At 32.2% G+C, this 14709-nt stretch carries 12 protein-coding genes; 9 read left to right on the top strand and 3 right to left on the bottom strand.

Annotated elements, in window-relative coordinates; genetic code table 11:
• Positions 1-1374 (bottom strand): endonuclease (locus AAON49_RS08180; protein ID WP_349554021.1); only part of this gene is annotated, 1374 nt, incomplete at its 3' end.
• A 169-nt stretch (positions 1375-1543) separates the two neighbouring features.
• Here AAON49_RS08180 and pheT point away from each other — a divergent pair.
• Together pheT and AAON49_RS08170 are read left to right on the top strand one after the other, a co-directional pair.
• The gene (gene pheT / locus AAON49_RS08175; protein WP_349554020.1) at positions 1544-3970 is read left to right on the top strand and encodes a phenylalanine--tRNA ligase subunit beta; all 2427 of its coding nucleotides are present in this window, start codon (positions 1544-1546) and stop codon (positions 3968-3970) included.
• 11 nt (positions 3971-3981) lie between these two features.
• Positions 3982-4998, top strand: a complete 1017-nt coding sequence (locus AAON49_RS08170) for a quinone-dependent dihydroorotate dehydrogenase (RefSeq protein WP_349554019.1) — start codon at positions 3982-3984, stop codon at positions 4996-4998.
• On the opposite strand, the gene AAON49_RS08165 is transcribed toward AAON49_RS08170, so the two are convergent.
• Positions 4984-5877 (bottom strand): spondin domain-containing protein, encoded by an 894-nt coding sequence (locus tag AAON49_RS08165; RefSeq protein ID WP_349554018.1) that lies wholly within the window; start codon positions 5875-5877, stop codon positions 4984-4986. The genes AAON49_RS08170 and AAON49_RS08165 overlap by 15 nt on opposite strands.
• An 87-nt stretch (positions 5878-5964) precedes the next feature.
• Between AAON49_RS08165 and AAON49_RS08160 the strand changes: the two genes are divergently transcribed.
• The 4 genes from AAON49_RS08160 (at position 5965) to AAON49_RS08145 (ending at position 10454) form a co-directional block, all read left to right on the top strand.
• Complete coding sequence (locus AAON49_RS08160) at positions 5965-6582, top strand: LysE family translocator (protein ID WP_349554017.1); 618 nt, start codon at positions 5965-5967, stop codon at positions 6580-6582.
• A 61-nt stretch (positions 6583-6643) separates the two neighbouring features.
• Positions 6644-7162, top strand: coding sequence for an RNA polymerase sigma factor (locus tag AAON49_RS08155; RefSeq protein WP_349554016.1), 519 nt, complete (start codon positions 6644-6646; stop codon positions 7160-7162).
• A gap of 47 nt (positions 7163-7209) precedes the next feature.
• Positions 7210-8127: a FecR family protein gene (locus AAON49_RS08150; RefSeq protein ID WP_349554015.1), complete on the top strand. Its 918-nt coding sequence runs from the start codon at positions 7210-7212 to the stop codon at positions 8125-8127.
• Positions 8127-10454, top strand: coding sequence for a TonB-dependent receptor plug domain-containing protein (locus tag AAON49_RS08145; protein ID WP_349554014.1), 2328 nt, complete (start codon positions 8127-8129; stop codon positions 10452-10454). The genes AAON49_RS08150 and AAON49_RS08145 overlap by 1 nt, the downstream gene beginning before the upstream one ends.
• Here AAON49_RS08145 and AAON49_RS08140 read toward each other — a convergent pair.
• Positions 10445-10864 (bottom strand): hypothetical protein, encoded by a 420-nt coding sequence (locus AAON49_RS08140; protein WP_349554013.1) that lies wholly within the window; start codon positions 10862-10864, stop codon positions 10445-10447. The genes AAON49_RS08145 and AAON49_RS08140 overlap by 10 nt on opposite strands.
• 100 nt (positions 10865-10964) lie before the next feature.
• Here AAON49_RS08140 and AAON49_RS08135 point away from each other — a divergent pair, with 100 nt between their 5' ends.
• The 3 genes from AAON49_RS08135 (at position 10965) to AAON49_RS08125 (ending at position 14695) form a co-directional block, all read left to right on the top strand.
• Entirely contained in the window at positions 10965-11819 is an 855-nt protein-coding gene (locus AAON49_RS08135) for a hydroxymethylglutaryl-CoA lyase (protein ID WP_349554012.1), read from the top strand.
• Positions 11820-11896: 77 nt separating this feature from the next.
• On the top strand, positions 11897-13405 hold the full coding sequence (locus tag AAON49_RS08130; protein WP_349554011.1) for a bifunctional metallophosphatase/5'-nucleotidase: 1509 nt from the start codon (positions 11897-11899) through the stop codon (positions 13403-13405).
• Between the two features lie 108 nt (positions 13406-13513).
• A complete protein-coding gene (locus AAON49_RS08125; RefSeq protein WP_349554010.1) occupies positions 13514-14695 on the top strand; it encodes a putative porin in 1182 nt (393 codons plus the stop codon).
• Positions 14696-14709: the final 14 nt, after the last annotated feature.

The following is a 14709-nucleotide window of genomic DNA, read 5'->3' as shown; positions in this document are numbered from 1 at the left end:
ATTTCCGTTAAAGGTAACAATACCTGAACCAGTAGTTACATCAGCTACACTTGTAATTGCAGCAATAGCACTGCTATTAGCAATAACAAAAACATCACCATTAGCTAAAGTACCGGATAATTGATAGGTACTTCCCCAAGAGCCAGAACCGTTGGTTGCTTTTCTAAGATCGTAAGCGGAAAGATCAACAGCGCTTCCTGTAAAATTGGCAATTTCCAAAGCTTTATTATTAGATGAACCTTCTATATATTCTGAGAGTAGCAATTCTGTAGCCGTTCCTCCTGAAGAGGCATTGGTTGTCACATTCACGGTATTACTAGATGGAGATTCATTTCCAGCAGCATCTTTTGCTTTTACAGAAAAAGTATAAGCAGTACTGGCAGCAAGACCAGTTACAGTGTATGTAGTTGTAGATGAAGAACCTACTAAAGAAGCTCCATTATATACATCATAAGAGCTTACAGACACGTTATCTGTAGATGCAGTCCATGATAACATGGTTGAAGAACTAGTTGTGTTGCTCGCTAATAAGTTAGTTGGAGCTGTTGGAGCTTCCGTGTCTGGAGTTCCACCACCAAATAAATCTTCAGCTTGAGGGCCTCCCCAAATTTGAGTTGCAAAAGCTGGATTATCAATAAAAGGATTTCTATTTCCTTGCAAGCCTTCTAAAACAGGATTACGTTGTAACTCTATAGCTGAGACAGGATCTTCGGCATTCCATTCAAGGAATAGCATAATCATATTATTATCTGAGGCAACAGGAGTTCCAACACCAACAGCGGTTGGTAAGGTTTGATTTCCATAACGTAAATACATATACATCATCATACGAGCAACATCTCCTTTCCATTCGTCACCTGGATACCAATATCCTTCAGCAGTAATATATGAAGCAGTACCGCTTCCGTCAGCAAATTTTCGATTGCTTCTAGATGTGTTTCTAGTTCTATCAGCTGGTCTAAGATTATGAGCATCTGTTCCAGCGCCTGCGCTACTGGTTACCAACGGTGGATTGGCAAGAGATTTAGAGAAAACATGTTCTCTATTCCAAACAAAAGTTGCACCACTACCTGTATCTTGTAGTGTTTTATCTCTGGTTCTATCATTAGTAATATCACCATCATTGTCATCCCAACCATAAATCAAAACAACTTTTGTATTGTCATTTGGATCAAGATCGGTAAGTCTAAGAGCATCCCATACAGCCGGAGTATAGGTTAAATTTGTAGTATGAGTTGTAATAATTTTGGTTGACAACTCATTTTTAAGGGCAGTTCCCGTTAATGTGAGATTCACATCGTTGTAATAACTGGGAATTTGAGCAAATACTACTACAGACCATAGCAGCATAAAAAACAGTAGTGTTTTTTTCATGTAGGGTTAGTTTAAGTTAGTTAATTTTTACAAAGCAAACTAACTATAAATTGCAGTTGTATAATATCAACAAATCATTAATTATCAAATAGATATTAACAGCTTGTATTTCCTCGAAAAAATCAACAAAAATGGTTACATTTGCGGCTGAATCCAGAAGAAAAATTCAATGAAGATATCATACAATTGGCTGAAACAATTCTTACAAGTAGAATGGAATGCAGAAAAAACAGGTGAGTTATTAACTGACCTTGGTTTAGAAGTGGAAGGAATTGAAACAAGAGAATCAATTAAAGGAAGCTTGGCAGGTGTTGTAGTAGGAAAAGTTCTTACTTGTGAGCAACACCCTAATGCAGATAGATTAAAAGTTACTACAGTTGACCTTGGAAAAGAAGAACCTGTTCAAATTGTGTGTGGTGCGCCTAATGTTGCTGCTGGACAAACAGTTCCTGTAGCTACTATTGGAACAATTTTATATGATGACAAAGGTGAAGGTTTTAAAATTAAGAAAGGAAAGATAAGGGGAGAAGAGAGTCATGGAATGATTTGCGCTGAAGATGAACTAGGTTTAGGATCCAGTCACGATGGAATCATGGTTTTAGATAAAGACCTAAAAGTTGGTACTCCAGCTTCAGAAGTTTTTGATATTGAAATTGATCAAGTCTTCGAAATTGGACTAACACCCAATAGAGCTGATGCTATGAGTCATTTTGGTGTTGCAAGAGATTTAAGAGCTGGATTGATTCAACACGGAATTAACTTAGAATTAATTTCTCCTTCAGTAAGTAATTTTCATGTAGATGAAAGAACTTTAAGAATAGAGGTTGAAGTAGAAAATAAAGAACTGGCACCTCGTTATTGCGGTATTTCTATTACTGATATCGAAGTAAAAGATTCTCCGGAATGGATTCAAAATAGATTAAAAGCTATTGGTTTAACTCCAAAAAACAATGTTGTAGATATTACGAATTACGTTATGCATGAGTTAGGTCAGCCATTGCATGCTTTTGACGCTCAACAGGTTAAAGGAAATAAGATTGTTGTAAAAACCTTAGATGAAGGAACAAAGTTTACTACTCTTGATGATGTAGAAAGAGAACTTCATAAAGATGATATCATGATATGTGATGCAGAAGACAATCCTTTATGTATTGCTGGTGTTTTTGGAGGTATTGGATCTGGTGTTACAGAAAAAACAAGTTCTGTCTTTTTAGAAAGTGCTTATTTCAATCCAGTTTCTGTTCGTAAAACAGCAAAAAGACATGCTCTAAATACTGATGCTTCTTTTAGATTCGAACGCGGTATTGATATCAATTTTACTGAATATGCTCTGAAGAGAGCAGCTTTACTATTAGAAGAATATGCTGGAGGGAAAATTGCTTCTGATGTGATGGACTTCTATCCGGAAAAAGTTGAAGATTTTCAAGTGTTTTTATCTTATGAAAATGCTTTCAGATTGATTGGGCAGGAAATTGATAAAGAAACTATCAAGAATATTTTAGCCTCTTTAGAAATTAGGATTAGTAGCGAAACGGAAGGAGGTTTAGGATTAACAATTCCTTCATATCGTGTTGATGTACAGAGAGAAGCAGATATTATAGAAGAAATATTAAGAGTTTACGGATACAATAGTATTAATTTCTCTCATAAGTTAAATACATCCATTTCTTTTGATTCTGATAAAGAAGTCAAAATAGAAAATATTGTAGCTAATCAATTAACCTCTTTAGGTTTTTATGAGACTATGGCCAATTCTTTAACTAAAGAAGAATACATTTCTCTTACAGAGAATTTAAAATCAGAACATAATGTTGAAATGTTAAACCCTTTAAGCAACGATTTAAAGGTGATGAGACAATCTTTGCTATTCAGCGGTTTAGAGTCTATTTCATACAACATCAATAGGCAGAATAATTCTCTGAAATTATATGAATTTGGTAAAACCTACCATAAGTATGAAAGCGGTTATCAAGAAAATAAACACTTAACATTATTTGTTTCTGGTGACCGAACTAAGGAAAGTTGGAAAGTTGATAATAAAACTTCAGATTTCTTTTATGTAAAAGGAGTTGTTAACTCAATTTTTGGAAGATTAGGAATGAAGAATTTAAAATCTTCACCCATTAAATCAGATGTTTTCTCTGAAGGAATCACGTTAAGCTTAGGGAAGAAGAAATTAGCAGATGTTGGAGTGGTAAAGAAAAAAGTCTTAAAGGAATTTGGAATCAAGCAAGAAGTTCTTTTTGTAGATTTTGATTGGTCAACGACATTGGAATTAACAGGGAATAAAAAAGTAAAGGTTATGGATTTGCCTAAGTTTCCTGCTGTAAAAAGAGACCTAGCATTACTATTAGATCAAAAGATTTCATTTAAAGAAGTTTACAACTTAGCTTTTCAATCAGAGAGAAAGTTGTTAAAAGATGTAGATCTTTTTGATGTATATGAAGGTAAAAACCTTCCTGAAGGAAAAAAATCCTATGCTGTTAGTTTTGTATTACAAGACGAAAGTAAAACACTTGCCGATAAGCAGATTGATAAGATAATGCAAAAATTGCAACAGACATTTGAAAAGAATTTAGATGCTGTTTTGAGATAGAATACGCTAACATGTACAAATTACTCATTCGCCCATTATTGTTCTTATTTGACCCTGAAAAGGTTCATTATTTTACTTTTTCTCTAATCAGAACTCTATCAAAGATTCCTCTTTTGCCATCTTTATTTAGAGGCTTGTATCTAGTTAATGATAAACGATTGGAAAGAAACTTATTTGGGTTAACTTTTAAAAACCCTGTTGGTTTAGCTGCTGGATTCGACAAAGATGCTAAGCTCTATAATGAGTTGTCAAATTTCGGGTTTGGATTTGTAGAAATAGGAACAATTACACCAAAACCTCAAGAAGGAAACCCTAAAAAAAGGTTATTTCGTTTAAAGTCTGATTCTGCGATTATCAACAGAATGGGGTTTAACAATGGAGGTATTGAACTAGCAGTAGAAAGATTAAAGAAGAACAAAGGAGTTTTAATAGGAGGTAACATAGGTAAAAATAAGGTTACTCCAAATGAAAATGCAGTTGATGATTATGTAATTTGTTTCAATGCATTGTTTAACTATGTAGATTATTTTGTGGTAAACGTAAGCTCTCCAAATACACCTAATTTGAGAGCCTTACAGGACAAAGAACCTCTTACTCATTTGCTAAATACTTTACAAGAATTAAATTCACAGAAAGATTCTAAAAAGCCAATTTTATTAAAAATTGCTCCAGACTTAACTGATGAACAATTGCTAGATATTATTGATATTGTTTCTGAAACTAAAATTGATGGAGTTATTGCCACCAATACTACTATTTCAAGAGAAGGACTACAATCCTCAAATAAAAAAGAGGTAGGAGGGTTAAGTGGAAAACCATTAACAAGTCGTTCAACAGAAGTCATTCGTTTTTTGTCTGAAAAATCTAACAAAGCCTTTCCTATTATTGGAGTAGGAGGTATACATTCTTCCAAAGATGCTTTAGAAAAAATTGAAGCAGGAGCAGACCTGGTTCAACTGTATACAGGTTTTATCTATGAAGGACCTAGGTTAATTAAACAAATCAATAAGTCTTTATTGAATAACTAATTTTTGAGTTTTCACTTTATTGTCTTTAGAAATCAACTTTAAAATGTAAACTCCTTGCTCTAATTCTGAAAAATCATAGTCAGTCAAACCACCTTCTTTTGAAGAAACCATTTTTCCTAGAATATTATATAGTTTTACCTTTTTTATATCAATTCCATTATCATTAGATATTTTAATTGATCCACTAGTCGGATTAGGATAAATCTTAATGTTATCTATAGAATCTATTGTATCTACACTTAAAACTGATTGTAAGACTATAGTAATAGTTCCCATTTTGTTTCCATTTATTGGGGCAGAATTAATCATAGAAATTGGCTGAAAAGGGTTCGTAACCAAATTTGCAGATGAATAATCAGTTCCACTATCAGTGCCGGCATCATAAGCAAACATATCTAATGTCACAGAAGTTTTCCAATCTCCATTAGTATCTAATAAATTGTAACTGTTTAAGACCACAAACCAATCAGGACTTGGAGCAATCATGGAAACCAAGGTTAATAAGGGGAAACTTTCATCTACTTGAAGACTTGATAAGACAATATTTCCTGTTGCTGTTCCTAATGATGACCCATTTATATATTGATCTGCTTCTCCATTAGTAATTTCAGTATTTACTTCGCTATTAAAAACGGTGTTGTTTCCTCTTTCAGCTACATCTTTAATTCCTAGAGTGGCCAACTGACCAAGTTCAAGAAAAGTATTAGGAGTTTTATGAGTGGCTCCTACCAATTTAGACCAATGTGCACTATTTGGAACACTAGTGTGATCAGTTACATTCCAAATACTATTGAATGTTACTCTATAAGTAGCTACAGATTGACCTGCAATTAAAATAGATGAAAACAAGAAAATGAATAGGAAAGCTACTTTTTTCATATTTGTTAGTCAATAAATAATTATTTTCGTCTCAATATTTTTAAATGCCTTACATAGAAGGTGTTTTTTTAACAAGTTTACATTCAATTGGATATAGAAATATTACTTTCATTTGTTGCTTCTGTTGCTGCTCTAGCTTTCTCTCCAGGACCTGATAATATATTTGTTCTAATGCAAAGCGTAGTCTATGGCAAAAAGTACGGTTTAGCAACTGTAGTTGGATTAATGACAGGCTGTATTATTCATACAACGTTGGTGGCATTTGGAGTTTCAGCAGTTATTACAAATACACCAGAAATTTTTTATGGAATTAAAATTTTAGGAGCAGTTTACTTGATATATTTAGCGTATAAAGTATTTAAAAGCAGTTCAGACATCACCATGAGTAGTGATAATCTAGAGAAGAAATCGCCAATACAATTGTTTAAAGTAGGCTTTCTAATGAATGTCTTAAATCCTAAAGTAACAATCTTCTTTTTAGCATTATTTCCAGGTTTTTTATTTTCAGATTCATTGTCTAATGTGTTACAGTTTTATGTTCTTGGAGCATTGTTTATTTTAACATCTTTCGTAATTTTTTCAGCGATAGCTTTGTTAGGAGGTACTATTTCTGAAAGAATTCAAAACAATAGGAAAATTGGTGTTTGGCTAAAATGGTTGCAAATAATTGTGTTTATAGGAATAGCTATTTTTATATTACTCTAAATACAAATTGATAGCCTAGAATTGAAAATAAAAAACTAAGTTTGCCAGAGAGCATTAACCAATGAACAAGCCCTTGAATTCAGTTTGTGAAAAACGAGTTTTTGAAAAAGTCTTTCGTGAATATTCGAAGTCTGTTAGGAATTTTATCCTGTTTAAATGCGGGAACCCAGATCAGGCGGATGATTTAACGCAGGATGCTTTTGTAAAACTTTGGAATAACTGTGCCAAGGTTCCTTATGAGAAGGCAAAATCATTTCTTTTTGCTGTAGTTAAAAACGATTTTTTTAATCAAGTAGAACATCAAAAAGTAATTTTAAAGTATCAACAAACAAAAAGAGATTCTGTAAATAAAGAAACTCCCGAGTTTGTTTTAAGAGAAAAAGAATTTCAAAAGGAGTTAAATGATGCGATTAATTCATTAACAGAAAAGCAAAGAGAAGTATTTCTGTTAAATAGAATAGAGAAGAAAAAATATAAAGAAATAGCCGAAATGTTAGAGATATCACAGAAGGCTGTTGAAAAAAGAATGCACCAAGCAATGTTGCATTTAAGAACTAAGATTAAGAATTATAAATTATAAGTAGGGTTTTTTCTAAAGAAACTGTTCTTTAGATGAAAATGAATTATATGGAGCAACACTACGATGATACTTTTTTAGCTAGATGGCTTAGCAATAAATTGACTTCTGAGGAACTTCAAGAGTTTGAAAATTCTAAAGACTTTATAAAGTATAGTCAAATTGTTGAGATGTTAGATACTGCTCAAGTGGATAATTTTGATGTAGAAAATAATCTTCAGGCTACACTAGAGAAACTTAATTCAACAATAGAAAGCAAGAAGAAAAAAGTAATTCCTTTATGGAGTTATGCGGCAGCAGCTTCAGTAGCCTTATTGTTTTTTGTTTATTCATTCTTTTTTACAGAAGCAACAACTATTTATACAACGCAATTAGCTGAACAAAACAATTTTGAGTTACCTGACGGATCTTTGGTGAATTTAAATGCAGGATCAAAATTATCTTTTGAAAAATCTGATTGGAAGAATAATCGTTCTTTAGATTTAGAAGGAGAAGCATATTTTAGGGTAGAAAAAGGAAGCACATTTGCTGTAAATACAAAAGACGGTCAAGTAACGGTCTTAGGAACTCAATTTATAGTTAACTCAAGAGATAATTATTACAATGTTGTATGTTATGAAGGAAGAGTACAAGTTGTAACTGCAAATAATGACTCTATAGTCCTTACCAAAGGAAAAGCATTTTCTATTAGTAAATCTGTTAAGCAAGAATATCAAATAGATGATATCGAGCCAAGTTGGATTAATCATATCAGCTCTTTCAAAGAAACATCAATAGAACTTGTTTTATCTGAAATAGAAAGGCAGTTTGGTATTACAATCAAAGGAAAAGAAAATGTTAAAACATCACTATTTACAGGGAGTTTTTCACATAAAGATATTAAATTAGCTCTTCAAACCGTTTTCACCGCCATGGAAATTAAATATTCAATAGAGGCCAGTGGAGATGTTGTTATTGAAAAGCATTAATGAACAAACAACTTTTACTAGTCCTCTTCTGTCTTTTTGCATTTTTTGCAAATGCTCAAGAACAATCTTTTAGTTATAATAATACGCCTTTAGTAGAAATTATAACCGACCTAGAAGATCGTTATGATATTCGTTTTTCTTACAAAAGTAATTTGATTCTTAAGGAAGTATTTTCTTATAAAGGAAAAACCGATTTAAAAGCATTTTTAAATACTATATCTGAAGAAATGAATCTTGAATTCATTTTTATAGGGAAAGAAAATGTTGTTATTAAATCGTCTTTTGATTCATCTTATGATTCCAACAAGTTAAATGAAGTAGTTTTAACTACTGAATATTTAACTTCTGGTTTTGACCAAAATAAAAAGGATGGTTCTCTAACAATGAAACCTACAAAACTAGGTGTTTTACCAGGACTAACAGAACCAGATGTTTTGCAAAGTTTACAATTGTTGCCAGGAATTTCGAGCCCAACAGAATCTGCCTCAAATCTTCATATTCGTGGAGGAACTCCTGATCAAAATTTAATTCTGTATGATGGAATTAAAATTTATCATCAAGGGCATTTATTTGGAATGATATCGCCTTTTAACCCTTATGTTGTTGAATCGGTTAATGTAATTAGAAGTGGAACAAAATCTGAATTTGGAGACCGAATTGCGGGAGTTATTGATATCAACTCTCTAACCGAAGTACCACGTAAACTTTCTGGAGGTGCAGGAGCAAATTTCTTACACGGAGATTTTTTTGTAAAAGCACCAATAAAAAAAGATAAATCAGGTTTTTTATTCTCTGTACGTAGATCGATAAATGATGTTTTGAACTTACCTACGTTTAACCTTTTTAGCGATAAAGTTTTTCAAAATACTAGAATTGAAGAAGTAAACAATATTGTACAAGAAGAAGAACTACAAGTTTTAAATGATAAATTTAATTTTTTAGATATCAACACAAAATTTATTTTTCAACCCAATGAGAAAAATAAAATAAGCCTTAGTGCTTTGCTAGTTGATAATGAGTTGAATTATGCTAATGTAGATAGTGATGGTTTTGGAACAAGTGATCGTTTAAATCTTAATAACAAAGGGTTGAGTGCAAATTGGGCGTATCAATCCAAAAAACCATGGAATTTTAAAGCATCTATAAACTATTCTGAGTTTAACTCTGATTATGAGTTTGCTCAGATTGTACCAGTGATTGGTAATGTGAACACAGCTGCTAATAGTAATAAAGTTGAAGATTTTGGTTTTCAATTCCAAGCTAAAAAAAATATAAATGATTATTGGAAACTGAAAACAGGTTATGAATTGATTAATTATAAGGCAGATTATAAATTGTCTTTCAATAATTCTGCAATTACAATTGAAGATATCAGAACTAAATTGTCTATTCATAACATCTATACGGCTACAGAATATCAATCCGATAAATTTTTTATAAGAGCAGGAGTTAGAACAAGTTTTTACTCTCAGTTAGAAGAAGTTTTTGTAGAACCAAGATTATATTCACATTATAATTTGAGTGATTCTTTTAAACTGAAAGCTTCTGCAGAAGTAAAAAATCAAGGTATTAGCCAGTTGGTATCATTTGGTTTTAATGACCTTGGCGTAGGTGAAGCTGTTTGGGTATTAGCCGATGAAGAACAAGCAGTACCTGTTCTTAACAATAAACAATTTACATTTGGTTTCTTCTTTAGTAAAAATGGTTGGAAAATAGATATCGAATCGTACTACAAGAAGGTAAAAGGATTAACTACGTTTACTTCTAGTTTTGCTACAAACCCATTCTCAGAGATTTATTCTTCAGGAAATAGTAGCATTTTTGGAGTAGATATACTACTAAAAAAGAAAATTAACAGATTTAGAACTTGGTTAGGATATACTTATAGTAAAAACACTTTTGAATTCCCTGATTTACAACAAGAAAAGTTTGCTGGAAATTTTGACCAAAGACATGTTCTTTCTATAACAAACTCCTTAAAATTGGACAAGTTTCAATTTTCATTAGGCTGGCAATTTGCTTCAGGAAGGCCATATTCTCTGGCTGAACTTGTTGGAGGCGAATTAACTTCACCAAAACAAAATAATGCTAGATTGTCGCATTACCATAAATTGGATGCAAGTGCTTTTTATGATTTCTATTTAGATAGTAAGAGCAAGATAAAAGCTAGATTAGGAGCATCAATTATCAATCTTTACAATAGAGATAATGAAATTGATAGATCTTTTGGAACTACTGATGATGGTAATGGAAATACAGTGTTAACAGAACTAACTAGTGTAGGATTAGGGATTACCCCCAATGTAGTTTTTAGAATCTATTTTTGAGTATGTTTTTTTAAGTGTTTGATTGCGCTTATATGTAATTGGTCTTTATCAAATAAAAAAACAGGATCTTTTTTATAAAATTCAATTTTTTGTATGTGTTCTATCCTATAAGCTAGAGTCCCTTTGTCATTAACATCTTCATAAATTTGAAGCTTATCATCATTATTAATATACCGTGCATTTTCAATAAAAAAGATTCCTTTTGCTTTTTCATTTTTCTTCATTCTCTCAACAATAGATTTCTTCATTTGTCCATAAATAAAACTATTACTGGTATCACTTTTCATTACTGTTTCAATCTCTAAATAAACCCAATCTCTATCAAAAGAGTCTTCAGTTGAACTAAGGCAAGAATACATAACAGAACCTAATAAAACTAATATGAAACCTCTAAGAATATTTTTTCTCATAAACAATGCATTTTGATTATGTGTGAAAGATAGTTTTCTTCTACAGAAGAGACAAATTAATCTATGATTTGTAATTGCTATTTATCGTATATTTGACACAATGAACCAAGTCAAGATCATTGAATGCCCTCGAGATGCTATGCAGGGTATTAAAAGCCACTTTATTCCAACAGAAGCTAAAGCTCAATATATCAATTCTTTGTTACGAGTTGGGTTTGATACAATTGACTTTGGAAGTTTTGTGTCTCCAAAAGCAATTCCTCAGATGAGAGATACTGCAGCTGTTTTAGAAAAATTAGATCTTTCTAAAACAACAAGCAAATTGTTAGCCATTGTAGCTAATGTCAGAGGGGCTAATGATGCTTCTCAATTTGATGAGATTGATTACTTAGGATATCCTTTCTCTATTTCTGAGAACTTTCAAATGAGAAATACGCATAAGACGATTGCTCAGTCTATTGAAACACTGCAAGAAATATTAGCGATTGCAAATAGGACTAATAAAGAAGTAGTAGCATACCTTTCGATGGGATTTGGAAACCCTTATGGAGATCCATGGGATGTTGATATTGTAGGTGAATGGACAGAAAAGCTATCTACAATGGGTGTGAAAATCTTGTCGTTGTCTGATACAATCGGAAGCTCTAACCCAGAAGTAATCAACTACTTATTCTCTAATTTAATTCCTAAATATCCCGAAATAGAGTTTGGAGCTCATTTGCATACGACTCCAAATACTTGGCATGAAAAAGTTGACGCTGCTTATAAAGCTGGTTGTAGACGTTTTGACGGCGCAATTAAAGGATATGGAGGTTGTCCAATGGCAAAAGATGAGTTGACAGGTAATATGCCTACAGAAAAGCTAGTTTCTTATTTCACTGAACAAAAAGCAGAAACAGGAATTAGACCCATGAGTTTTGAAAGTGCATACAATCAAGCACTACAAATTTTCTGATTCTTCTAAATAATTAAGCATTTATACCCGTTAATTTCTGAAAATTTGGATGTAGATTTGTTACAAACCAAATTACCATGAAGCAAATCAAACTACTTATTGCATTTCTATGTTTTTCATTTTTGTTCTCTTGTAAGCAAGATGATCAAAAAATTGAGTTTACGTTACTTCAAGTGAATGATGTTTACGAAATAGCTCCTATACAAGGTGGAAAATATGGAGGAATGGCGCGTTTAGAAACAATACGTCAAGAACTATTAAAGGAGAATTCAAATACAATGCTAGTAATGGCTGGAGATTTTCTAAATCCTTCATTATTAGGAACTATGAAATATGAAGGAGATAGAATTCGTGGAAAACAAATGGTAGAAGTAATGAATGCCATGAGTTTTGAAGTAGTTGCTTTTGGAAATCATGAGTTTGATTTGAGTAATAATGATCTGCAAAAAAGAATGGATGAAAGTAAGTTTCCTTGGATTATAGGAAATGCTATGAATGTAAAAGGAGATAGTTTGGTTCCTTTTTACCAAAATAGAAATGAAAAAACAGAGCGAGTAAAAGGATCTTATATCAAAGAAATTTCTGATAAAGACGGAACTACAATCAAGATAGGATTCATTAGTGTTTGTATTCCTTCAAATCCAAGAAGTTATGTGAAATACACAGATATGTATGAAGAGATTCAAAGAGAATATAATGAGATAAAAGATAAGGTAGATATTGTTTTTGGTTTAACACATGTAAAAGTAGAGCAAGACAAAAAAATAGCTGAACTGCTTCCCAAGATTCCTTTAATTATGGGTGGTCATGAGCATACGCATAAGAACGAAACAGTAGGAGAGGTGTCTATTCGCAAGGCAGATGCCAATGCTAAATCTGCCTATATTCATAAAGTTACTTATGATCAAAAAGAAAAGAAAACTTCTATAACTTCAACTCTTAAAGAGATTACTGATGAAATAGCAAGCGATGCTACCGTAAAAAGGGTTGTTGATAAATGGCAAACCATTATGGACAATCAAATATCTCAAGTTGTAGAGAATCCTTACGATGTTATTTACACAACGGATGTTCCGTTAGATGGTAGAGATACACCAATACGATCTGTTCAAACCAACTTAGGAGAAATTGTTACTAAGTCTATGGCATTTTCTTATCAAAATAAAGTGGATTGTTCTATTGTGAATGGAGGATCTATACGAATAGATGACGAATTGATAGGAGACATCAATAGTGTAGATATTTTTAGAGTACTTCCTTATGGAGGAGAAGTATATAAAGTACAAATGAAAGGAAGTTTACTTTCTGAAGTTTTAGACTTTGGAAAGAATGCTGCAGGAACAGGAGCCTATTTGCAGAGAGATGGAATTCTATATGAGAATAATCAATGGAAAGTGAATCAAAATAAGATAAATCCTAACAAAACATATACTGTAGCCATTAGTGATTTTCTATTAAAAGGATTGGATATACCTTTTCTAACAGAAGACAATAAAGGAATCATTTCAATATATAAACCTAATACTAAGGAACTTGCATATGACATTAGAAAAGGTGTCATAGCTTATTTAAAAACACTCAATTAAATCTTCTTATTTTTATTTAAAATAAATCTAAATAAAGTTTTTTTCATTCAATTTGTTGGCTATATTTGCGGCATCAAATAAACACTATTTAAAATTAATCTAAATAAAATGAAAAGAGCAATAATAGCTTTATCAATGGCTTTTTCAGTTTCTGCTTTCTCTCAAACTGTAAATCAAGATTCAATAAACAACCCTCAAAATCAAATTAATGCCGCTCAAAGAATTTTGACTGGAAACATCAATACTGGAGTTACAGTTGGAGGATATGGTGAAATTACATATAACAATCCAACAGGTAAAAATGCAGAAATGGATGTGCAAAGATTAGTATTACTTTTTGGATATAAATTTGATGATAGAACACAGTTTGTAACAGAGATTGAACTTGAACATGTAAATCAAGTATTTGTAGAGCAAGCATTTTTACAATATAGTGTTAGTGATAATTTTAACTTTAGAGGTGGTTTAATGTTAGTTCCTATGGGGATTGTAAATGAGTATCACGAACCTACTACTTTTAATGGAGTAGAAAGACCGAGTATTGATGGAGCAATTGTACCAACAACATGGAGAGAAATTGGTTTTGGTGTTACTGGAAAGTTTGATGAAGCGTCATTACGTTATCAAGCCTATATTTTTAATGGATTTAAATCAGTAGAATCTGATGGTAATGGTAATATTACAAATGGACTAATTGGTGGAAGTAAAGGATTACGTGGAGGTAGACAAAAGGGAATCCAATCAACCTACAATAATGCTAATTTTTCTGCTAAGTTAGATTACTATGGACTACCTGGATTACGTTTAGGATTATCGGGTTATTTCGGGAGAACTCAATCACCTGCTGATGTTCAAGACATTGATGGGGCTGATGTAGGAATCTCTATGGTAGGTTTTGACGCAAGATATGCTAAAAGAAGATTTACAGCTAGAGGTCAGTTTATTTATGCAAGTTTATCAGATACAGATTTATACAATACAGCTACTGGTGGTAATCTAGGAAGTGCTTTACAAGGATATTACTTAGAGGCAGCTTATAATTTAATTCCACTAGGAAAAAGGCAACAACTTTTTGGATTTGTAAGATATGAAGACTATGACACTCATGCCTCTGTTGATGGAGCTTTAGTAAGAAATGATGCTTACAATAGAGATGAGTGGACTCTTGGATTAAGTTATAAGATTGCACCTGGAGCTGTTGTAAAAGCAGATTATCAGATTAAGAATAATGCAGCTGCAGGAAGTACAACAACAAAACAATTAAACTTCGGAATTGGAGTTTGGTTCTAAAAAATTATTTTTGC

This window comes from Pseudotenacibaculum sp. MALMAid0570 (assembly GCF_040151415.1).
Lineage (GTDB): Bacteria > Bacteroidota > Bacteroidia > Flavobacteriales > Flavobacteriaceae > Polaribacter.
Note: the sequence above shows the minus strand (reverse complement) of the source record. Positions and strands in the feature narration are given on the sequence as shown.